This is a genomic window from Actinomadura sp. 3N508 (genome assembly GCF_044326375.1).
Lineage (GTDB): Bacteria > Actinomycetota > Actinomycetes > Streptosporangiales > Streptosporangiaceae > Spirillospora.
The window spans coordinates 68096-88581 of sequence record NZ_JBIRAX010000012.1 but is presented as its reverse complement, the minus strand read 5'-3'; the positions used below and the strand labels follow the sequence as shown (position 1 = coordinate 88581).

At 72.1% G+C, this 20486-nt stretch carries 15 protein-coding genes and 1 riboswitch; of the genes, 7 read left to right on the top strand and 8 right to left on the bottom strand.

The genetic code is table 11. The features are described from left to right. Window positions 1-5: 5 nt before the first annotated feature. Entirely contained in the window at window positions 6-623 is a 618-nt protein-coding gene (locus tag ACH34S_RS34170; RefSeq protein WP_395957215.1) for a prepilin peptidase, read from the bottom strand. A gap of 170 nt (window positions 624-793) precedes the next feature. Between ACH34S_RS34170 and ACH34S_RS34165 the strand changes: the two genes are divergently transcribed. Genes ACH34S_RS34165 through ACH34S_RS34140 form a run of 6 tightly spaced genes read left to right on the top strand, consistent with a single transcriptional unit; the run spans window position 794 to window position 8894 of the window. Beyond that, complete coding sequence (locus tag ACH34S_RS34165; RefSeq protein ID WP_395957013.1) at window positions 794-1327, top strand: DUF4282 domain-containing protein; 534 nt, start codon at window positions 794-796, stop codon at window positions 1325-1327. 12 nt (window positions 1328-1339) lie between these two features. Continuing rightward, window positions 1340-3763 (top strand): serine/threonine-protein kinase, encoded by a 2424-nt coding sequence (locus tag ACH34S_RS34160; protein ID WP_395957012.1) that lies wholly within the window; start codon window positions 1340-1342, stop codon window positions 3761-3763. Window positions 3764-3785: 22 nt separating this feature from the next. Beyond that, complete coding sequence (locus ACH34S_RS34155) at window positions 3786-4931, top strand: response regulator receiver protein (RefSeq protein ID WP_395957011.1); 1146 nt, start codon at window positions 3786-3788, stop codon at window positions 4929-4931. A 41-nt stretch (window positions 4932-4972) separates the two neighbouring features. Next, the gene (locus ACH34S_RS34150; RefSeq protein ID WP_395957010.1) at window positions 4973-6889 is read left to right on the top strand and encodes an AAA family ATPase; all 1917 of its coding nucleotides are present in this window, start codon (window positions 4973-4975) and stop codon (window positions 6887-6889) included. Between the two features lie 26 nt (window positions 6890-6915). After that, window positions 6916-7647 (top strand): 4Fe-4S single cluster domain-containing protein, encoded by a 732-nt coding sequence (locus ACH34S_RS34145; protein ID WP_395957009.1) that lies wholly within the window; start codon window positions 6916-6918, stop codon window positions 7645-7647. Next, complete coding sequence (locus ACH34S_RS34140) at window positions 7635-8894, top strand: FHA domain-containing protein (RefSeq protein WP_395957008.1); 1260 nt, start codon at window positions 7635-7637, stop codon at window positions 8892-8894. Before ACH34S_RS34145 ends, ACH34S_RS34140 begins: the two co-directional genes overlap by 13 nt. Before the next feature lie 92 nt (window positions 8895-8986). On the opposite strand, the gene typA is transcribed toward ACH34S_RS34140, so the two are convergent. Further along, window positions 8987-10840, bottom strand: coding sequence for a translational GTPase TypA (typA, locus tag ACH34S_RS34135; protein WP_395957007.1), 1854 nt, complete (start codon window positions 10838-10840; stop codon window positions 8987-8989). A gap of 183 nt (window positions 10841-11023) precedes the next feature. After that, window positions 11024-11159: riboswitch (cyclic di-AMP (ydaO/yuaA leader) on the top strand. A 7-nt stretch (window positions 11160-11166) separates the two neighbouring features. Between typA and ACH34S_RS34130 the strand changes: the two genes are divergently transcribed. Further along, window positions 11167-12195, top strand: coding sequence for an NlpC/P60 family protein (locus tag ACH34S_RS34130; protein ID WP_395957006.1), 1029 nt, complete (start codon window positions 11167-11169; stop codon window positions 12193-12195). 267 nt (window positions 12196-12462) lie between these two features. Here ACH34S_RS34130 and ACH34S_RS34125 read toward each other — a convergent pair whose 3' ends face one another. The 6 genes from ACH34S_RS34125 to ACH34S_RS34100 all read right to left on the bottom strand — a co-directional run bounded on the left by ACH34S_RS34125 (window position 12463) and on the right by ACH34S_RS34100 (window position 20314). Beyond that, entirely contained in the window at window positions 12463-12852 is a 390-nt protein-coding gene (locus ACH34S_RS34125; protein ID WP_395957005.1) for a (deoxy)nucleoside triphosphate pyrophosphohydrolase, read from the bottom strand. 24 nt (window positions 12853-12876) lie between these two features. Further along, window positions 12877-13578, bottom strand: a complete 702-nt coding sequence (locus ACH34S_RS34120) for a Mut7-C RNAse domain-containing protein (protein ID WP_395957214.1) — start codon at window positions 13576-13578, stop codon at window positions 12877-12879. Window positions 13579-13678: 100 nt separating this feature from the next. After that, complete coding sequence (locus ACH34S_RS34115) at window positions 13679-14728, bottom strand: NlpC/P60 family protein (RefSeq protein ID WP_395957004.1); 1050 nt, start codon at window positions 14726-14728, stop codon at window positions 13679-13681. Continuing rightward, the gene (locus tag ACH34S_RS34110; RefSeq protein ID WP_395957003.1) at window positions 14725-15366 is read right to left on the bottom strand and encodes a hypothetical protein; all 642 of its coding nucleotides are present in this window, start codon (window positions 15364-15366) and stop codon (window positions 14725-14727) included. The genes ACH34S_RS34115 and ACH34S_RS34110 overlap by 4 nt, the downstream gene beginning before the upstream one ends. Continuing rightward, window positions 15366-17828 carry a type IV secretion system protein gene (locus ACH34S_RS34105; protein WP_395957002.1) on the bottom strand — a complete coding sequence of 821 codons (2463 nt, stop codon included), beginning with the start codon at window positions 17826-17828 and terminating at the stop codon, window positions 15366-15368. Before ACH34S_RS34105 ends, ACH34S_RS34110 begins: the two co-directional genes overlap by 1 nt. After that, complete coding sequence (locus ACH34S_RS34100; RefSeq protein WP_395957001.1) at window positions 17825-20314, bottom strand: ATP-binding protein; 2490 nt, start codon at window positions 20312-20314, stop codon at window positions 17825-17827. The genes ACH34S_RS34105 and ACH34S_RS34100 overlap by 4 nt, the downstream gene beginning before the upstream one ends. Window positions 20315-20486 lie beyond the last annotated feature (172 nt).

Here is a 20486-nt window from a genome sequence, read left to right as displayed (position 1 = left end):
GGGCCTCAGGCCGTGGGCGCGGAGTAGGCGAGGAGTGCGAGGAACGCCCCGGCGAGCATGCAGGGACCGAACGCGAACTCGCCCTTCCGGCTGCGGCGGGCGATCATGATGCCGACGCCCGCCACACCGCCGAGCAGGTAGGTCGCCAGAAGGCCCAGGATCCAGGCGTCCTGGCCGAACCAGCCGAGGTAGAGGCCGAGCACGCCGGCCAGCTTGACGTCCCCCATGCCGATGCCGGACGGCACCAGGAACGCCTGGACGAAGTACAGCCCGAACAGCAGCGCCATGCCGAGGAGCGCGTGCTCGAAACGTCGCAGGCCGTCGTCGGTGAAGGGCGCGGCCCCGGCCAGGAGCGCCGCCGCGATGCCGTAGGACGGCAGGGTGAACCGGTCGGGAAGCCGCTTGGCCTTGACGTCGATGAACCCGAGAAGCGTCCCGACCGCGGCGAGATAGAGCAGCGCGGGCAGGACGGGCTCGGGCCCGGCACGCCATCCGAGGACCCCGTAGAGAGCGGCCGTGACCAGCCCCATCAGGACGCGGCGGCCGCGCGGGACGTCGCCGCCGAACGGTGCCGCCAGCGGCGCCATGAGCAGCCCGACGGCGAGCCCGGCCGGAAGCAACACCAACGCGACCACTGAACCTCGCCAGATCCGACTTCGCCTCGATCACAAGCACCCCAACCGTACGCCCGGCCCTGTCCGCAGGCCCTGTCCGAGCGCGGTTCGTCCCGGCACGGGCGGGGTGCAGGCTCTAGAGTCTTCCTGTAGGCGGCCCAACACTGGAGACGACGGCGATGACGCATCCTTCGGACCCCGGTCACCCCCCGCACTCGCAGGGCCCCGGCCCAGGACAGCCCGGAGCCGGTCACCCGGGCGCCCCCTACGGTCCGCCACCGAACCAGCCGCCAGGTCCGCCGCAGCAGGGACCGCCACAAGGACAGGGCCAGGGGCCGGCCTCCAGGCCCTACGCGCCCGGCCCCTACGGGCCGCAGGACCAGGCCCAGGGCTGGACGCCCCCGCCGCGCGACCCGTCGAGCAAAGGCGTGTTCGGGGCCTTGTTCGACATGAACTTCGACCACATGGTCACCGCGAAGCTGGTCAAGATCGTCTACGCGCTCTCGCTGGTCCCGATCACCGTGCTGTCGCTGCTGATGGCGGGATACGGGCTGGACTGGCTCGACCAGGGATCGACCTTCGGTCTCCTGCTGCTCGTCTCCTCCCCGTTCGTGTGGCTCTTCCAGGTGCTGACCGTCCGGACGATCCTGGAATTCGTGATCAACCAGTTCAAGATGAGCGAGTATCTGCGGGCCATCAAGGACAAGGACTAGACGGGGCTGCTGGTGGGCGAGTTCGACGAGACCCGGCCCGGGGGCGGGACGCCGCCGCAGGACACGCGGCGCGACGCCCCGGCCCCGGCGCCGGACGCGGGCTCCACCCGGCGCGACGGGCGCGTACCGGCGCCGCGCCCGGGGTCGCACCCGGCGTCGCGGACGCGGCGGAACGGCGAGGCGGCAGCCGGCGGCGAATCGCTGATGCGGCTCCCGGCCGTGCTCGGCGAGCGGTACGAGGCGGTCGCGGAGCTTCCCGTCCAGGGCGCCGAGTCGGATCTGCTCCTGGTCCGGGACGCGCGCGGCGACGAGTACGTGGCGAAGATCTTCCGCCGCGGGTACAGCGCCGACCGGGAGGTCTGGGCGAAGCTGCCCGCGCTGGACTCGCCGCACGTCCTGCGGATCCTGGAGACCGGCCACGCCGACGGGCGCGACTACGAGGTCGCCGCCTACGCGCCCGACGGCAACCTGCGGTCGCTGTTGCAGGACGGACCGCTGCCCGCGGCGACCGCCGCCGAGTTCGCGGCGCAGCTCGCGGACGGGCTGACGGCCCTGCACCGGGCGGGCATCGTCCATCGCGATCTCAAGCCGGAGAACGTCCTGGTCGTCGGGACCGACCCGGTGCGGCTGGCGATCGCCGACTTCGGGCTGAGCAAGGTGCTCGATCAGAGCGTCGTGTTCGCGTCGTCGTCGCGGACGCTCGCGTACGCGGCGCCGGAGTCGCTGTCCGGGCAGGTGTCGCCCGCCCGTGACTGGTGGTCGCTCGGCATGATCGTCCGGGAGACGGCGACGGGCCGGGCCCCGTTCCAGGGGCTGAGCGAGACCGTGGTGGTCGACCATCTCGCGACGCGTCCGGTGCGCGCGGACGACGTCCCCGACCCGAGACTGCGGCTCCTGTGCCAGGGCCTGCTCACCCGCGACCCGCGCAAGAGATGGGCGGGCGCGCAGGTCAAGGAATGGCTGGACGGCGGCTCACCACCGGTCGCCGAAGAAGCCGACCAAGGCGCCCGGCAAGGCGCCCGGCAAGGCGGCGGGCTCCCGTTCAACGGCCGCCGCTTCACCCGCCGCGACGAACTGGCGCGCGCGCTCATCGAAGACTGGGATCACGCCGCGCAGTACTTCTTCGAGCGAGGCGAATCCGGGCAGGCATGGCAGAGCCTCCGCGACTGGCTCACAGAGATGCCCGACGACGAGGGCCTCATCGACCTCGTCGACCGGCACCTCACCGCGCGCCTGCCGTCCGACGTGAAGCTGCTGCACCTGGTCCGGTGGCTCGACCCCGAGCTCCCGCCCCACTACCTGGGCCGCCGGACGACGGCCGACGATCTGCCGAACCTCGCCGCCCTCGCCGAGGACCGCCGCCACCCCGACCATCACCTCGCCTGCCGGATCGGCCAGGACCTGTGGGAGCGGGGCCTGCTGCGCGTGCTGGCCGGTTTCGCGGGGGGACGGGAACTCGCCCGCATCGACGACCAGTGGCGCGCCTACGCCACGGCGTGGAACGACCTGGCCGGCTGGCTGCGCACACAGGAGGCGACTCCCCCGGCGCTGGAGGCGCGGCTCCCCGACGCCGGAGCAGACGATCCGCCCGTAGTCCTCCTGACCCTCCTGGCCCTGGCCGCACGCCCCGCGCAGACCGCGCCGCAACTCGCGGACGGCGCGTCCCGGGCACGCTCGTCCGTCGCCGAGCCCCCGCCGTGGTTCGCCTGGATGGCGGACGGCGCAGGCGACGATCCGCTCCGGCAGCTCGCGTTGTCCCTGGCCGCACCCGAGGCGGTCGTGGAGACCGAGGCGCGGGCGCGCGACCGTCTCGCCGCCGAACGGCGGGACGAGGCGCTCCGCGCGCAATGGGCCGACCGCGAACGGCAACGGCTCGCCGGACGCGGCGCCGCGACGACCCGCGCCCTCCTCTGGACGCTCCCCCTCCTCGCGTTCTGGCTGCTCGGAAGCTGGATCGTCGACACCCTCTTCGGCGGCGACGACACCGGCCCCAGTGCCGTCGGCGGGTTCCAGCGGTCGTCGGGCGCGTCGCTCGGGTTCCTGGTCGCGGCGTCGGTGATCGCCGGGGCGGTGCAGTGCGGCAGCGAGGTGATGCTGGCCCGCGCGCAAGGCACGGAGTACCTGCCGGGCGGGCCGTGGTCGCTGTTCTCCAAGGTGCTCGCGGGGATCGGGCGGATGCTGTCCGGCGTGTCCAGGGCGTCCCGCGGTGCCGCGCGGCGCGGCGGGCGCCCCGGGTGCGGGCTGCTGCTCCTCGCGGGGACGCTTCCGCTGCTGATCGTCCTGATCCTGCTCGGCGCGGTGATGCCGCTCGGGACGCTGCTGTGGCTGCTGCTGATGGCCGCGGGCGCGTTCGCGCACGCCATCACGGCGGGCATGCGCCTGCACCGGTGGCGGGAGTCGAGGATCGGCGCCGGAGGGGCCGGAGGGAAGGCGTGAGCGGCGGCAGTGGAGGGGAAGCGTGAGCAGCGGCGTCGAGGCGGAGATCGTCCTGGACATGGCGGTGGTCCTCACCCTGGGGATGAACCGCGTGCTCGGGCACGGCGCGGGGATCGCGGGCCGGGGCGCGGAGGCGCTGGCCGCGCTCGCGGAGGGACGCGCCGAGGCACGCGCGGCGGCGCTCGCCGAAGTCGAGACCCGGGAACGCGCGCTCCGCGAAGTCGTGGCCCGCAACGCGCGCATCGAGGCGCTCGCCGAGACCCGCGACAGGCTCGGCGCGACGGAGGTGTCCCTCCCGGCGGAGCTGCCGCCTGACGAACGCCCGGTGGCGGAGCTCACGGAATGGTGCACGTCCACCGACCGCCTCCTGGACGAGGCCGAACGGCGCCTGTCCGAGCACCTCGCGGCCGAGGTCACCGCGCAGGTCTTCGCCGTCCCCGCCGAGGCCCTCCAGGCCGACACCGCCCGGCGGCCCGACCCCGAGTCCGGGAATGATGAGGACGAGCGAGCCGCCGTCCAGCGGAGCCTCGCGCGGATCATGGCGCGCCTGCTGCCGGACGCGGCCGACGAGGAGAAGCGTGCCGTGGCGGACGCGGCGCAGCTCCTCGCCCGGATCGCGTCGGCGGACGAGGCCGAGGGCGTCCTGCACGAGGTGCGCCTCCGGATCCAGGACGCGAACGGCCGCGTCCAGGAGCGCAGGGAGGACGAGCGCCGCCGGGCCGCGGAACGCGACGCCGCCGAGCAGGCCGAGGCCGAGCGCCGGTACGTGCTCGACTCGATCACCGCCGCGTTCGAGGACCTGGGCTACGAGGTCGAGGCCGGTTTCGAGACGCTGACCGCGGACGACGGCACCGTGACGCTGACGAAGGGCGCCTGGCCCGACCACAGCGTGCGGATGCGCGTCGACGACGCGGCGCACGTGCGGGCGTCGATGGTGCGGGATCGGCCCGCCGAGAGCGAGGACGACCGGCGCGTCGACGTCGAGCGGGAACGCGAGTGGTGCGAGGCGTTCGAGGAGGCGAGGGCCCGTCTGGAGGCCATCGGAATCCGCTCCGACGTGTCGTGGCGCCTGGACCCGGGGGTCCGCGAGCTGCCGGTTTCCGCCGGGTCACGGCACACTAGGACCCGTGCGGGCCAACGCGAGCGCAGCAGGGAGCGTCCAAAGTAGCGTCCCAGGGTGCGTGCTGAGAGCGGAGTGGAGTAAGCCGGATGAGCATTGAATCGCCGACACTCGGTGGGCGGCTGCAGGGGTGGCCGCCGTTCATCCGCGAACTGGACGCGACCCTCTCGGTGCACTCGCAGTACGTCCTGTCGGGCAACCTCTACGACAGCTTCCTCGCGCCGCCGCTGGACACGGCCGGGCCCGCACGGCTGCTGCCGCTGCGCGGGCTGCTGTGGGAGACGCTGCGCTCCAGCGGCGCGTCCTGCATGATCGTGTACGACCCGGTGGACGGCCTGCAGGTGTACCCGGAGCCCGGCGACGAGATCGGGGACGATGCCGCGCGGTCGGCGGCGGCGCTGCTCGGCAAGATCAAGGCGGACGAGAAGCCGTCGCTGGAGGCGCTGACCCGGCATCTGGCGGCGGTGGCGCGGCCGAAGGAGAACATCCGCGCCGCGTTCGTGATCGACTCCGCGTCGCGGATCGCCCGCACCCCGACGGACCTGGAGCCGTCCGAGCGCGACTTCTTCCGGTTCTGCGCGAAGCTGTCGCGCAGCGCCCGGCCCGTCCGGGTGACGGGGCCGCGGCCGAAGCCGCTCTACAACCCGATCGTGTGGCTGGTGGAGCGGCCGGGCGACCTGCCGCCGTGGCTGACGACCGACAACGAGACGATCCGCGAGATCACGATCCCGCGCCCGCATCTCGGCGACCGGCAGGAGACGGCGCGGCTGCTGGCCCGCGCGTTCGGGGTCAGCGACGTCGGCTCGGACGAGGTCGCCGCCGCCGCGTGCGACGCGTTCGCCGAGCAGGCCGACGGGCTCACGCTCCAGTCGATGATCGAGGTGACGCGGCTGGCGAAGGAGCGCAACGTCGACCTCGCCGACCTGCCGGACGCCGTCCGCACCTACAAGCTCGGCGTGCTCGACAACCCGTGGAGCCGCGGCCATCTGCGGCGCCGGGTGCTGGAGGGCGAGAAGCGCGTCCCGGAGCGGGTGATCGGGCAGCCGCAGGCCGTCACGAAGACGCTCGACATCCTCAAGCGGGCGGTGCTCGGCCTGTCGGGCGCGCAGGCGACGCGGTCGGGCAGCCGCCCGCGCGGGGTGCTGTTCTTCGCGGGCCCGACCGGCACCGGCAAGACGGAGCTGGCGAAGGCGATCACCGAGCTGGTGTTCGGCGACGAGTCCGCCTACCTGCGCTTCGACATGAGCGAGTTCTCCGGGGAGGGGTCCGGCGACCGGCTGATCGGGTCGCCGCCCGGCTACGTCGGCCACGAGGCGGGCGGGGAGCTGACCAACGCCGTCCGCGAGGACCCGTTCCGGGTGATGCTGTTCGACGAGATCGAGAAGGCGCACCCGCGGATCCTCGACAAGTTCCTGCAGATCCTGGAGGACGGGCGGCTCACCGACGGGCGCGGCAACACCGTGCACTTCTCCGAGTCAATCCTGATCTTCACCTCGAACCTCGGGATGTACGTCCCCGGCCACGACCTCACGACCCGGGACGCCTCCCCGTACGGGTCGGCGAGCCGTGTGCAGAACATCACACCGGGGATGGCCTACGACGAGGTCGAGCAGCGCATCAAGTCCGCCGTCGCCGAGCATTTCACCGACGTCCTGAACCGGCCGGAGCTGCTCAACCGGTTCGGCGACAACATCGTGGTGTTCGACTTCATCGCCGGCGAGGCCGCGCACAAGATCTTCGACCTGCAGTTCGCGAACATCTGCCGGCGCGTCTCCGACGAGCACCGGCTCGTCCTCGCCGTGAAGGGCGAGGCGCTGGAGACGCTGCGCGGCTGGTGCACCGAGGAGCTGGCCAAGGGCGGGCGCGGCATCGGCATGGCGCTGGAGTCCTACTTCGTGAACCCGCTGGCGCGCGCGCTGTTCGACCGGGAGCTCATCCCCGACGAGAAGATCACCGTGTCGGGCATCCGGCGCGAGGGCAGCATCGTCCACTTGGAGCTCCAGTGACGCCGTCGCGATCCAGGACGCGGGAGGTGGCCGAAGGCAGCCTCCCGCCGGAAGTGTTGCTCGCCAAGGCGCACTACCCGGTGACCACACTCGGCCCCGGGACCCGTGCGGGCATCTGGACGCAGGGCTGCACGCTGCACTGCCACGGCTGCCTGTCCCGCGACACGTGGGAGGCCGACCCGGGCAAGGCCGTGCCCGTCGAGACGCTGCTCGGCTGGCTGGAATCGCTGCCGGGCCCGGTGGACGGCGTGACCGTTTCCGGTGGTGAGCCGTTCGAGCAGCCGGCCGCGCTGGCGGCGCTGCTGCGCGGGGTCCGCGCGTGGCGGGACCGCAGGGACCATGAGACGATTGCATTGGACATATTGGTCTACAGCGGATATGTCTACTCTCGGCTCGCCCGCACCGCTGAGACGCGCGAGATCCTGGACATGTGCGACGCAGTGATCGCAGGGCCGTACGTCGATCGGCTCAACCCGGGGGGGCGACACTCCAGTGGAGGCTCTCTACTCTGGAGGGGGTCGGCCAACCAGCGTGTCGTGCCGCTGTCCCCGCTGGGGCGCGAGCGGTACGGGGCACTGGCCGACATCGGGAAGACTGGAGAGGTAACAGGGCCCCGAGTACAGGTGTCCGTGGACGAAGGGCCGGAGGGAAGGCGGGTGTACTACATCGGGATCCCGCGAAGGGGTGATATGGATCACCTCACGTCGAGGCTCGACCGCGCCGGGGTGCGCTCGGGGGATGTGTCATGGCGACCTTGAAATGTCCTGTCTGCGACGAACCGTTCCAGCAGGGTGACCTGCTCTGCATGAGCTGCGGGGCCAACCTCGCCCGCGCGGGCGGCGCCCAGCGGCAGGGCCCGGGCGGGTACGACGACCAGCAGCGGGGCTATCCGCCACCGCCGCCGCCGGGCCCGCAGCAGGGCGGCCAGCCGCAGTACGGCCCCCCGCCGGGGCAGCAGGGCGGCGGCCAGTACCAGCAGGCACCCGACCCGTACCAGCAGCAGGCCCCGCCCCCCGGCACGCCCGGGCAGTCCCCCGACCCCTGGGGGCAGCCGCAGCAGCAACAGCCGCAGCAGCCGGACCCGTGGGGCCAGCCGCCCATGCCGCAGCCCGATCAGCACGGGCAGCAGCAGCATGGGCAGGCCCCGTACGGGCAGCAGCCCGGCGGCCAGAGCCCGTCTCCTCAGCAGCAGCCCGGCGACCCGTGGGGCGCCCCGCCGCCCCAGCAGCAGCCCCAGCAGCAGGACCAGTGGGGCGCGCCGCAGCAGCAGCCCCCGATGCCCGACTACCAGCAGCCGGACCAGCAGTTCTCGCCCCCGCAGGACCAGTACTCTCCCCCACAGGACCAGTACTCCCCGCCGCCGCAGGAGCAGCCGTACCAGCCGCCGCAGGACCAATGGGGCGCACCACCGCAGCAGCAACAGCAGCAGCAGCGCGACCAGTGGGGCGCTCCGCAGCCGGGGCCGGGCGGTGACCAGTTCGGCGCGCCGCCGCCGCACGGAGGCCAGCCGCAGCACGGCGCGGGCCAGCCGCCGATGCCGCAGCACGGCCGCGAGGCGACGCTGCTGCCGCCCGACCACAACCAGGGGCGGCAGCCCGACGGCACGGCGTTCATGTGCCCGTACTGCGAGGCGGTCCTGCCCAACCCGAGCGCCGCGCAGTGCGACTCGTGTCTGCGCCCGCTGCCGCAGAAGGGCACGCCCACCCTGCGCGTGATGTTCCCCACGGGCGAGCTCAAGGTCTCCGTCGGCCAGCATCTGGTGCTCGGACGGGACGCGGGCCAGTCACCGGTGGCGTCCACGTTCACCCAGTACGACAACGTGTCGCGGCGTCACTCGACGGTGTGGCTCGACCCGTCAGGGACGGCGTGGGTGCGTGACGAGGGCTCCACCAACGGGACGTTCGTCAACGGCGAGCGGCTCCCGCGCGGCGTGGAGGCCCCGCTCCGCAACGGCGACCAGCTCCGCCTGGCCGCCGACGTGACCGGCACCGTCCAGCTGAACTGACGGCGACAGCGATAAAAGGGGGCGGCCCCGCGGTCATGAGAACCGCGGGGCCGCCCTTTTGACGTCGCTGTCTATGCCGTCGCTGTCTCCGATCAGCTGGCGCGCTTGGAGCGGGCGCGCATGCGTTCGCGCTCCTTGGCGTCCAGGACGACCTTCCGGATGCGGACGGCGCCCGGCGTGACCTCGACGCACTCGTCCTCGCGGCAGAACTCCAGCGCCTCCTCCAGCGACAGCAGCCGGGGCGGGGTGAGCCGCTCCAGCTCGTCGCCGGTGGACGAGCGCATGTTCGTGAGCTTCTTCTCCTTGGTGATGTTGACGTCCATGTCGTCGGACCGGGAGTTCTCCCCGACGATCATGCCCTCGTACACCTCGGTGGTCGGCCCGACGAAGAACGTGCCGCGGTCCTGCAGGTTCGTGATCGCGTACGCGGTGGCGGCACCGGAGCGGTCGGCGACCAGCGACCCGGACGGGCGCGTCCGCAGCTCCCCGAACCACGGCTCGTAGCTCTCGAACACGTGGTGCGCCATGCCGGTGCCGCGCGTCTCGGTCATGAACTCGGTGCGGAACCCGATCAGGCCGCGCGCCGGGACGAGGAACTCCATCCGGATCCAGCCGGTGCCGTGGTTCGTCATGTGCTCCATGCGGCCCTTGCGGACGGCCAGGAGCTGCGTGACGGCGCCGAGGTGCTCCTCGGGGATGTCGACGGTGAGCCGCTCGACCGGCTCGTGCTTCTTCCCGTCGATGATCTTCGTCACGACCTGCGGCTTGCCGATCGTCAGCTCGTAGCCCTCGCGGCGCATGTTCTCGACGAGGATCGCGAGGGCCAGCTCGCCGCGACCCTGCACCTCCCACGCGTCGGGACGCTCCGTCGGCAGCACCCGGATCGACACGTTGCCGACCAGCTCCCGGTCGAGCCTGTCCTTGACCATCCGGGCGGTGACCTTGGTGCCCTTCTCGCGGCCGGCCATCGGCCCGGTGTTGGTGCCGACGGTCATCGAGATCGCGGGCTCGTCCACGGTGATCAGCGGCAGCGGGCGCGGGTCGTCCGGGTCGGCGATGGTGTCGCCGATCATGATGTCGGGGATGCCGGCGATCGCGATGATGTCGCCGGGGCCCGCCGCCTCGGCGGGCTTGCGCTCGAGCGCGTCCGTCATCAGCAGCTCGGTGATCTTGACGCGGTCGACGCTGCCGTCGTGCCGGAACCAGGCGACCTGCTGGCCCTTCTTGATCGTTCCGGCGTGGATGCGGCAGAGCGCGATCCGGCCGAGGTAGCTGGAGGCGTCGAGGTTGGTCACGTGGGCCTGGAGCGGGGCGTCCGGGTCGTAGGCCGGCGCCGGGATCGTGCCGGTGATGACCGTGAACAGCGGCTCCAGGTCGGGGCTCGCGGGCATCTCGCCGTCGGCGGGCTTGTCGAGCGAGGCCCGCCCCGCCCGGCCGGACGCGTACACGATCGGGAAGTCGATCTGGGCCTCGTCGGCGTCGAGGTCCATGAACAGCTCGTACGTCTCGTCCACGACCTCGTCGATGCGGGCGTCGGGACGGTCGGTCTTGTTCACCACCAGGATCACCGGCAGCTTGGCCTCAAGGGCCTTGCGCAGCACGAACCGGGTCTGCGGGAGGGGGCCCTCGCTGGCGTCCACCAGCAGGACGACGCCGTCCACCATCGACAGCCCGCGCTCGACCTCGCCGCCGAAGTCGGCGTGGCCGGGGGTGTCGATGATGTTGATCGTCAGCCCGCCGTGCCTGACCGCGGTGTTCTTCGCGAGGATGGTGATCCCCTTCTCGCGCTCCAGGTCGTTGGAGTCGAGCACGCGGTCGTCGACGTCCTGGTTCTCGCGGAAGGCGCCGGACTGCCAGAGCATGGCGTCGACCAGCGTCGTCTTTCCGTGGTCGACGTGAGCGACGATCGCGACGTTCCGGAGGTCGTCGCGCGTGGAGATGGGCATGCGGGCTCGCCTTGCGTGAGAGTTCGGGATCCGCCGCTGACACACGGCAGCCCCCATTCTACTTGGCTCGGCATACCACCCATCCCGGGCGATCGGCGTCCCCCACCCCCGATTGGCCAACTTTGCTGATCCTTTGTAATGTGCCCGAGGTCCGGCCGTCTGGAGCCCCATCCCCTCGGGGCTGCGGCCGGAGCGCCGAATCTCCCGACCGCGGGAGAACCGGGGACCCATAACCCCTGGGGTGAATCGACGCATGTCGTAGGGCGACTCCTGGCCCGAACCCGTCAGCTAACCCGGTAGGCGCGCGAGGAGAGGAGAACACCGGCTTGGCACCGGATCCCCACCGGCGGCGCCGTATCACGCCCGCCGCCGCGGCGACCATGCTCCTGATCGGCCTCGGCGCCACCGCGCCCGCCGTCGCGCACGCCGCCCAGCCGTCCGGACGCGGCCTGCCCGCCGCCGCACCGACCCCGGCCCCATCCTCGCTTCCGACGACGGAGAAGGGCCTGCTCAAGAGCCTGGACGCGCTGAACGAAGAGGCCGAGATCCTCACCGAGAGGTACAACAAGACGCGCGTCGAGCTGGGCAAGGCGCAGAAGGCGCAGAAGGCCGCCGCACAGCAGGCCGCGACACTGCGCGTCCAGGCCGCGCCGGCCCGGGAGCGGCTCGGCCAGCTGGCCGCGGCGAACTACATGTCCGGCTCCCCCGACATGATCTTCGGCGCGAACGGCTCCCCGGAGGGCCTGTCCGACCGCGCCTACCTCGCGCAGAACCAGACGACCGCCGTCCAGGCCCTGCAGAAGCAGATCGACCGGGCGGACACGGCCCAGCGCACCGCCGAGGCGAAGATCGCCCAGGTCGAGCGGGCGGCGGCGGACGCGGAGAAGGCCCGCCAGGCCGCCAAGGCCAAGGTGGCGGAAGTCACCAAGCGCCTCGACAAGCTGACCACCACGCACGTCCGCGACCCGCGCAGCGGCCTGCGCGCCACCGTGAAGGGCTCCGGCCTCCCCGCCAAGATGGCCCGCAAGGCGCTCACCAAACTCGGCGCCCCCTACGTGTGGGCCGCCGCAGGACCGAACTCCTTCGACTGCTCCGGCCTGGTCGTCTGGGCCTACACCAAGGTCGGCAAGCCCGGCCTGCCGCACTACACGGGCGACCTGTACGGCCTGGGGACGAAGGTCTCCCGAAGCGAACTCCGCTCCGGCGATCTGGTCTACTTCGGCGCCGGCCTCCACCACATGGGCATCTACCTGGCCGACGGCAAGTACCTGCACGCCCCGCAGACCGGCGACGTGGTGAAGATCTCCAAGCTCTCCGACCGCTCCGACTACGCGGGAGCCAACCGAATCGGCTAAGAGCCACAAGAACGTACGAGGCCCCTCCTGCGGCGCGGTAGGAGGGGCCTCGTGCTGTGTTTATTGCATTTCTCTCCTCCTTCGGGCCCTGGGGGCCCTCCATCGTCGAGAAAAGCACGCGATCGCTGGCATCGCTCCGTCTCGCCTGGCGGCTCGCTGCGCGATCAGGTTCTCGCAAGCTCGAACCTGCCTTCGGACGCGATCGCGAGTGTCGAGGTTGTTGCGGGGTTGCGGTGATGGCTGGGCGCCGTTATCCCGAGTAGACGTTCAGGTCTCTAGGAGGCCCTGGGTGGCTAGGGCATCTATTACTGGGAGGTCGCCTGGGAGCCAGGGGACGTCGTAGAGCTCGTTCTGGGTGAGCCAGCGGAGGGCCAGGTGTTCTAGGGCGCGGGGTTCGCCTTCGACTATGCGGGCCGTCCAGACGCGGAGGACGGCGCGTTCGCTCAGGTGCCAGTCGGTGCCGATCCTGCGGGTCAGGCGGACCTTGATGGCGAGTTCCTCGTGGCACTCGCGGATCAGGGCGTCCTCGTCGGACTCGCCCGGGTCGACCTTGCCGCCCGGCAGTTCCCAGCCGCCCGCCATGTGCGGCGGCTCGGCCCGCTGCGCGGTCAGCAGCCGGCCGTCACGGATGATCGCCGCGCCAACGACCACGAGCACGATGCCGACCAACCCCTCTCGGTGCTATTTCGCGGCGGCGGCCTCGACCTGCCGCGTCGCCTCTTGGACGATCTTCTCCAGGTGGCCGCCGTGCGCGCCGCGCCAGTAGAGCTGGCCGCAGTCGGCGCAGCGGCCGTAGACGTCGTAGCTGCGGCGGGTGCCCGCCTCCAGGTCGCGCTCGATCTCCTGCTTGTCTACCTGGACGAGTTCACCGTTGCAGGCGGTGCAACGGGTCCAGGGGCGCAGGGCGGGCGCGAAGCGGTCCAGGACGTCGCGGAGCTGGTCGTCGGGGCGCGAGCCGCGGACGTAGGCGCCGAACCACAGCGCGCGGCGGCGGAGCAGGCCGCGGTCCTGGGTGAGCAGGACGCGGCGCTCCTCGTTCGCCTGGACGACCAGCGCCGGGTCGTCCATGTCGTTGTGGTAGGCGGTGTCGAGGCCGAGAAGGCGCATCCGGCGGGCCAGCGTGCCGAGGTGCACGTCGAGGACGAAGCGCGGCGCGACCTGGCCCGGCTCCAGCGGGACGCGCTGCGGGCGCGGCACGGCCGCCACCAGTACCTCCGCGCCAGGGGCCGGACGGGTCGACGGGGCGACCGGCTCGCCGCCGACGGTCATCGGCCCCGCTTCGGGCAGCGGGACGCCGAGCGACTCCACGAGATGCCCGAGCGTCGAGGTTCCGTCGGCGGGCACGCGGCTCACCGGCTCGCGCCGCGCGGCCGGCAGGAACATCAGCAGCTCGTCGGCGACTCGGATGGTCAGCTCGGGCTCCACGCGATCAGCATGCCACGCCGCCCGCCGGATCCCCTCCGTATTTCCCGGCGGCGGTTGGCTACTCGGCGGCCAGCTCGTTGACCTTCTTCTTCAGGTCGGGGCGTGCGAGCGGGCGCGTCGTCCCGATCCAGTCGGACCGCTTGTAGGGCTTGACGCCGATCGCGGGGACGCACGTCGAGCAGCTCGCCACGATCATCTTGCCCTCGCCGATCACCATCCCGACATGGCCTGGATTGTTCGACGACGTCCCCGGACCGGAGTTGAAGAACACCAGGTCACCGGGCTGTTCCTTGCCCTTGGCGATCTTCACGCCGAAGGGCCACTGCTGGAACGTGGTGCGCGGGATGTTCAGGCCGACCGTCCGGTAGGCGGCCTGGATGATGCTGGAGCAGTCCCACGCGTCGGGGCCGTTGGCGCCGAACACGTACGGCTTGCCGCGCTGCGCCATCGCGAACGCGATGATCTGCTTGACGAGGGCGGACGCGTTCGCCGGGAGGTCGTTGTCCTCGCACTCGATGCCGTTGGCCTGGACGACCTTGAAGTCGCCGCCCACGTAGCGCTTCGCCCAGTCCAGGACGAGGTTCACGTAGTCCCAGGAGTGGTTGTACTGGAAGATCGCGGTCCGCATGCGGCGCGGGGCGCCGTTGTGCTTGAGGTACGCGGCGGCGGACGGGATCGCGTCCACCGGGTCGTAGCGGTCCTTCTTGCCGTCCTTGTTCCCGTCGACCGCGAACGCGTCCCACGTCGGCTGCAGGAACTGCATCGGGCCGCCCGCACCCGCGTAGTTCTCGCCGCTCTTGACGCCCGGCAGGTTCGACGTGCCGTGGCTCGTCTCGACCTTGCCGATCCCCGCGAGGACGTTCCACGGAATGCCGAACTTCTCCCCCGCCTCCTTGTAGAGCTCCAGGTAGTTGGAGGGGATGGCCTTCGCGTCGTTCGCCGCCGCGGGCTGGGCCTCGGCGCCCGACACGTTCACGCAGTTGCCGCCCGCGACGCCGCCGCCGAACATGAACCGGCTCGCGCCGAGCATCACCGGGACGATGATCAGCCCGGCGAACAGCACCGCGGCGGCACCGAGCGCCGCGCCGATCAGCACCCGGCGGTTCATCCCGTGTCACCCACCTGGCCCACGTCCGCCGGCTGGAAGGAGTAGACCTTCAGGGAGCCGCCGTCGCGCGCCACGGTCACCGCGTACCGCTTGCGGTCGTTGCTCTCGGCGCCGCCCTCGGTGACCCGCTGCGTGCCGGTCACCACGAAGATGATCGAGTTGTTCTCGATGGTGCGGACCTGGTCGAGGCTCGCCGAGCCCTGCGCGACGACCTTGGTCCGGCGCCGCTCCTCCAGCAGGCCCGGCGTGCCCGCGTCCCGCGCCAGCTGCCCCCTGAGGTCTTCGCTGACGAATCCGGCCAGCCGCGCCGCGTAGGTCTCGGGCGGCTCGTCGAAGCGGTACGTCCCGTAGGCGGCGACGAACCGCTGCGCCAGATCGGCGGCGGTGGCGAACTCCTGGCGGTTGAACGGCAGCAGCCGGTAGATGTCGAACTCGGCCGGGTTCACGGGGCTCTGGATCCCGGGCGGCGGGGACGCCGGGCCGATCGGGCCCGCGGTCGGGGTGCCGCTCGGGCGCGCCTCCTGACGGGCCGGTTCGTCGTCCTCTGGCGCGGCGAACGTCAGGTACAGGCCGATGGCGGTGAGCAGCACGACGAGCCCCCCGAACAGGAACCGGCGCTGCCGGTCGTTCAGGTTCATCAGCCGTCCCGTTCCGCCTCACCGGACGGACGGTCGACGGGTCGCAGCCAGAACGGCAGCGACGGGCCGTCCTGCGAGCCGCCCCTGCCCCACAGCGGCGGAGGCGTCCGCCGCTCTCCGGCCGGCTGGGACCTCGACGGCGCACCGCCCGCACCGCCACGCTGCCGGGGGACGTTCCCCGCGGATCCGCCGCCCGAACCGCCACCGGAACCGCCGCCGTTGCCGGAGCCGCCGCGGCCACGGCCGCGCTCGACCGAGCCGGGCGAGCGGCCACCGCCGCCTCCGCCGAACCAGCCGCCTCCGCCCCGGCCGTTCCCACCGGAACCGCCCGAACCGCCCGAGCCGCCGCCTGAGCCGCCCGAACCTCCGGAGCCGCCGCCCGAAGCGGCGCCGCCCCGGCCGCCGCCGCCCGAGCCGCCGTTGCCGCCACCGCTGACACCGCCGCCGGAGCCGCCGCGTCCCGTCCAGGAGGGCGGGCGCTTGGTTCCGGCGCCCGAGCCCGCGCCGGGCGACGACTTACCGCCGCCCACCACGACGCCCCCCACGGGACCGCTCGGGCCGCTGCCGTCCGTGCGGCGGTCCGTCGCCGCGGCGGCGCGGGACGGCAGGTTCAGCGGCGGAGCACCGCGCTGGGTCCGTCCCTGGCGCGCCGCGGTGCCGGTACCGGCGCCGCGCGGCCGGGCCGCCAGCACCGGCGCGTCCTCCGGCGACTGGCCTTCCGCCGCGCCTGGGCCGCGCCGGTCAGCCGCGGCGACCGCCGTGCCGGGCTGCGCCTCGCGCTGCGCGGCCGCACCCGCGGACTCGGACGTCGCCTCCCGCTTGGCCCAGCGCGCCAGCCCGGCGCCGCCGAACGGCGCGACGGCCGCGATCGTGCTCCGGCGCGCCTCGGAGGCGGACCGGTCGAGCAGCGCCTCGCTCTTCTCCCGCGAGCCCACCGCTCCGTAGCCGACCGCGGAGAACAGGTGCTGGAACGGCCTGCGGTACACGAACGCCGCGAACGTCACCAGCGCGATGAGCAGGATCTGCAGGCCCCACGGCAGCGTCTCGCCGAGGATCAGCCCGTACGCCCACAGCAGCAGCGACAGGACGCCGATCAGCGCGGCCTGTTTGAGCAGCATGGACAGCAGAAGTTCCAGCCAGCGGATGGCGATGACCCGTCCGATGCCCGGATGGATCCCGATCCCGAGGAAGATCGGCCCCGCCACGAGCAGCAGCAGGAACGCGATCTTCACCACGATCAGCGCGATGGCGATGACCATGATGAGCACGCCCGCGACGATCGCCGCGAGCAGCCCGCCGAACGCGACCCCCAGCCGGTTCTCCCAGTTCTTGCCCTGGAATAGCGGATATGTCCCGGGATGTTTTTCCTCGACGTTCTTGGCGACGTCCTTGTAGGCGTCGGCCTTCTTGCCCAGGTCGGCCTGGTTGTTGTCGTTGTAGGTCTCCGGCAGGTCGACCGCCTGCGACCAGAGCAGCTTGTCGGCGTTGTCCTTGACGATCTTGGCGTTGGGGTCGGTGGTGCCGAACACGCCCTGCATCCACGGCTTGCAGACCAGCGCCACCCACAGCCGGTTCGCGTTGCGGGTGGTCTCGTCGAGGTTCGCCGAGGCCGACGGATCGGGTTTGCCGCCGGGCGCGGGGATGCACACCCCGCCCTTGGTGTCGCTCTGCGGCAGCGCGGCGTTGAACGCGGCGCTCGTCGCCTCCGACGTCGTCGTCCCGAGCGTGGTGAAGTCGGACGGCCGCGCGATCAGCCAGACCAGCGCCACCATCGCGACGACCATCCAGATCACGCCCTCGGTGACCTTGCTGGCCCGCTTGCGGACGAGCCCCCACCAGGCCAGCCACATCGCGCCGAGGATGACCACCCACGACCAGTAGCGCGCGTTGAACGTCTGGCCCATGTCGGTGATGACGCCGTCGACGGTTTCCTTGAGCCAGTTGAGCAGCGACGGCGAGGCGGCCGCCTGGTAGACGCTGATCGTGGTCCGGTCGATCGCCCGGACGAACGTGAAAACGGTGTTGGCGAGGCCGTTGCCCATCAGGGCCATCGCGTCCGCGCAGCCCATGTCGACGGCGTACCAGTACTGCCCGGCGGTGCCGTACCGGTCGTAGTAGGTGAGGTTCTCGACCGGGGTCTGCCGGAGCTTCTCGCTCGGATAGTCGGGCGGCTTGATCATGCCGTCCGTCCCGGACCCGTACTGCTCGGGCGAAGGACTCTCCGCCGGGCTGCACGCGTCGTTCGGGGTCGGCAGGCCGGGGTTCGGCACCGACGCCATCGCCGGCGACAGCGGGCCGATCATGAACAGCGCCATGACGGCCAGCAACAGCACCGAGCGGCGGCTGCGCGGGTGCCTGCGGCGCTCGGGACGCCGGCGGCGCCGCCGCTTCAGGACGGCACGGTCGAGCCCTTCGCCGGGCGAGCGCTGCAGGCGCGCCGTCCCGTCGCGGGGACCCCTCATCGACGGACCTCCTCGACCTCGGCCCCCGCGGCGGTGAGTTCGGACGTGCCCGGACGGGACCGGGTCGGGTTGGTGTCCAGCCAACGCTGCAGTTCCTCGGAGATCAGGTCGACGCCGATGCGTCCCGCTCGGCCGTCGAGGTCACGGAAGATGCATTCGCCGTTGCCGAGGTTGCGCAGCACGGCCTTGTGCTCCTCGGACGCCTCCACCCCGAGAAGCGCCATGACGTTGCCGACCTCGACCCGCTCCGTGGAGCGGAAGCAGAACACCGAGGACAAGCAGTTCGTCACCTGTTCGTTCAGCAGGTCGCCCGCGTTCTGCGAGACAAGGATCAGCGCGGTGTTGCGCGACCGGCCCATGCGCGACACCTCCGGGACGAGCTTCGCGCCCTCCGGCGTCGCGGTGATAGCCCACGCCTCGTCCAGGAAGATCGCCTTCGGCATCCGCCGGTCGAGGCCGTGCATGAGCCGCCGCGCGAACTGCGACACCAGGTACATCAGCGCGACCGACAGGCGCTGCTCGTAGGAATAGTCTTCCCGCGAGATCGCGACGTCGGGGAGGGTGAGGCCCCCGAGCGTGAACACGGTCGTCCAGCCGGCGGTGTCGATGCGCTCGCCGCCGGACGGGTCGAAGCACAGCCGCGCGAGCCGCATCTCCGACATCGACCGCAGCACGGCGCCGAGGTTCTTGGACGCCGGGTCGTCGGCGCCTTCGAGGTAGTCGACGACGCGTCCGAGCGACGGGCGTTCGGCGTTGGCGACCGCGCCGACCGCCTGGATCATCGCGGACTCGCGCTCCTCCGACATGCGCGGCAGCAGCAGCCGCAGCGTCTCCGTCGCCATCGTCTTCATGGTGGCGAGGTCGTCGCCGAACGAGAACGGGTCGAGCAGGCCGGGCGCCGCCGACCCCAGCGGGAGGATCCGCGCCTTACGGCCCCGCGCCTTCAGCAGCTCCACCAGCGACTCGGCGTCGCCCTTCGGGTCGATCGCCGCGATCGTCACGCCGCGCAGCGCCATCTGGTAGATCAGCAGCAGCGCCAGGGTCGTCTTCCCGCCGCCCGGCTCGCCGGTGATCGCGACCGCGGTCGGGCGGTTCCGCGCCGCCGCGACGAGCGGGTCGAAGTGCACGATCGACCGGGCGCGGCCGAGCGTCTCGCCGATGTAGGGGCCGATCCAGCCCTCGTCGTGCTCGTCGGTCCGGTCGCCGAGGTCGACGGTCGCGACCGGCATGCCGCCCGCGATCGTGCGCAGCGGCTGGCGCTGCGCGTACGCGTTCAGCCTGATCTGGTCACCGGGCAGCGACTCCAGGAACAGCGAGAACTGGTCGCCGGTGGAGTTGACGACGTCGATGCCGATGTCGCGGTAGTGCTCGACGACGGCGTCCACCCGCTGGGCGAGCAGCTCCTCCGTCGGCGCGGACACGATCAGCCGGTGCCACCCGTACACGAACGGCAGCCGCTCCTTGGTGATGCCGTGCTCCAGCATCCGCGCCGCGTCGATCTGCTCCGCGAGCGCGATCGGCGCCTCGGCGCCCGCCTCCCGGATGTGCTGGTCCATGTCGCGGGCGTGCGCGAGCTTGCGCGAGACGTCCTTGGACGCCTTGGCCGGCGGGACCAGCTTCATCCGCGCGCTGATCTCGACAGGGAACGGGAGCGCGTCGGAGTAGTGGAACCAGGGCTCGCCGTCGGGGAACGGCATCAGGTCGGGGAAGCGCGCGAACGACAGGTACGCCACGTAGGACGCGGCCGTCGCACCCGGGCCGTTGCCGGTGATGTTCGGCTGCTCGATCCGCAGGTACGAGCGCCCGTTGTGGATGGCGCCCTCGACGAGCGACTCGATCTCGCCCTTGCCCCACGTCCGGCGCGCCACGGCGGACGGCGGCGGATCGGCCAGCGACCCCGTCACCGCGTGCTGGAACAGCCACGCCACCTCGGTGGACGTGGCGTGCCGCGCGTAGAGCGCCGACCCGCCGAGCGCGCGGCCGACGCGTTCGGCCTGGTCGGTCCAGCGCGCGATCTCCTTCTTGTCGATCGCGTCGTCGTGGACGCCGAGGACCTTCTCACTGCGCTTGTAGAACCCGAGGAGCTGCGACAACACGCCACCGGACAGGTGCGCGCCCATGCCGCGCGGCCCGAGCCGGACCCCGAGGTAGACCTCCTTGGTCCAGAAGTCCTTGGCCCAGACGTGCGCGTAGGTCTCCTCCAAGTACTCGCGCCAGCCGGGGCCGTCGTCGGACGTCCGGTCGAGCGCGAGCGCCCAGTCGGCTGCCGGGTACGTCCGGTGCGCGATCCGCAGGTGGACCTCGGCGTCCTGCATGCGGATGCCCGCGAGCGCGATGGTGATGTTGGTGGCGAGCGCCTCGCGCTCCTCCCCCGTGGTGAACTCGTACGACACCGTGGGCAGGCGGAAGTAGGCCCAGGCTGCGTTGTCGGTGAGCAGCACCCGGTCGTCGAAGTACCGCACGGCCAGCCGGCTCGACTTGCTCATGCCGTCCTCCCCATCCCGGTCCATTGTGCCGAGGCGCGGGCGATCGCGAAGGGCCGCGCGGGGAAGTGTTCGCCTTCCGGATGGTCATCAACGTCAGGCGCGCCCGCAAGGGAGGCCCGGATGACGCGGGTCCCGTCGCAGGTCTCCGCCCGGCCGGCACAGATCTCCGCTC

Excerpts from the sequence above, each read along its gene's own strand:
- ACH34S_RS34165 (WP_395957013.1), top strand. The coding sequence starts at position 794 with ATGACGCATCCTTCGGACCCCGGTCACCCCCCGCACTCGCAGGGCCCC.
- ACH34S_RS34150 (WP_395957010.1), top strand. The coding sequence starts at position 4,973 with ATGAGCATTGAATCGCCGACACTCGGTGGGCGGCTGCAGGGGTGGCCG.
- ACH34S_RS34140 (WP_395957008.1), top strand. The coding sequence starts at position 7,635 with ATGGCGACCTTGAAATGTCCTGTCTGCGACGAACCGTTCCAGCAGGGT.
- typA (WP_395957007.1), bottom strand. The coding sequence starts at position 10,840 with ATGCCCATCTCCACGCGCGACGACCTCCGGAACGTCGCGATCGTCGCT.
- ACH34S_RS34120 (WP_395957214.1), bottom strand. The coding sequence starts at position 13,578 with ATGTTCCTGCCGGCCGCGCGGCGCGAGCCGGTGAGCCGCGTGCCCGCC.
- ACH34S_RS34115 (WP_395957004.1), bottom strand. The coding sequence starts at position 14,728 with ATGAACCGCCGGGTGCTGATCGGCGCGGCGCTCGGTGCCGCCGCGGTG.
- ACH34S_RS34110 (WP_395957003.1), bottom strand. The coding sequence starts at position 15,366 with ATGAACCTGAACGACCGGCAGCGCCGGTTCCTGTTCGGGGGGCTCGTC.
- ACH34S_RS34105 (WP_395957002.1), bottom strand. The coding sequence starts at position 17,828 with ATGAGGGGTCCCCGCGACGGGACGGCGCGCCTGCAGCGCTCGCCCGGC.
- ACH34S_RS34100 (WP_395957001.1), bottom strand. The coding sequence starts at position 20,314 with ATGAGCAAGTCGAGCCGGCTGGCCGTGCGGTACTTCGACGACCGGGTG.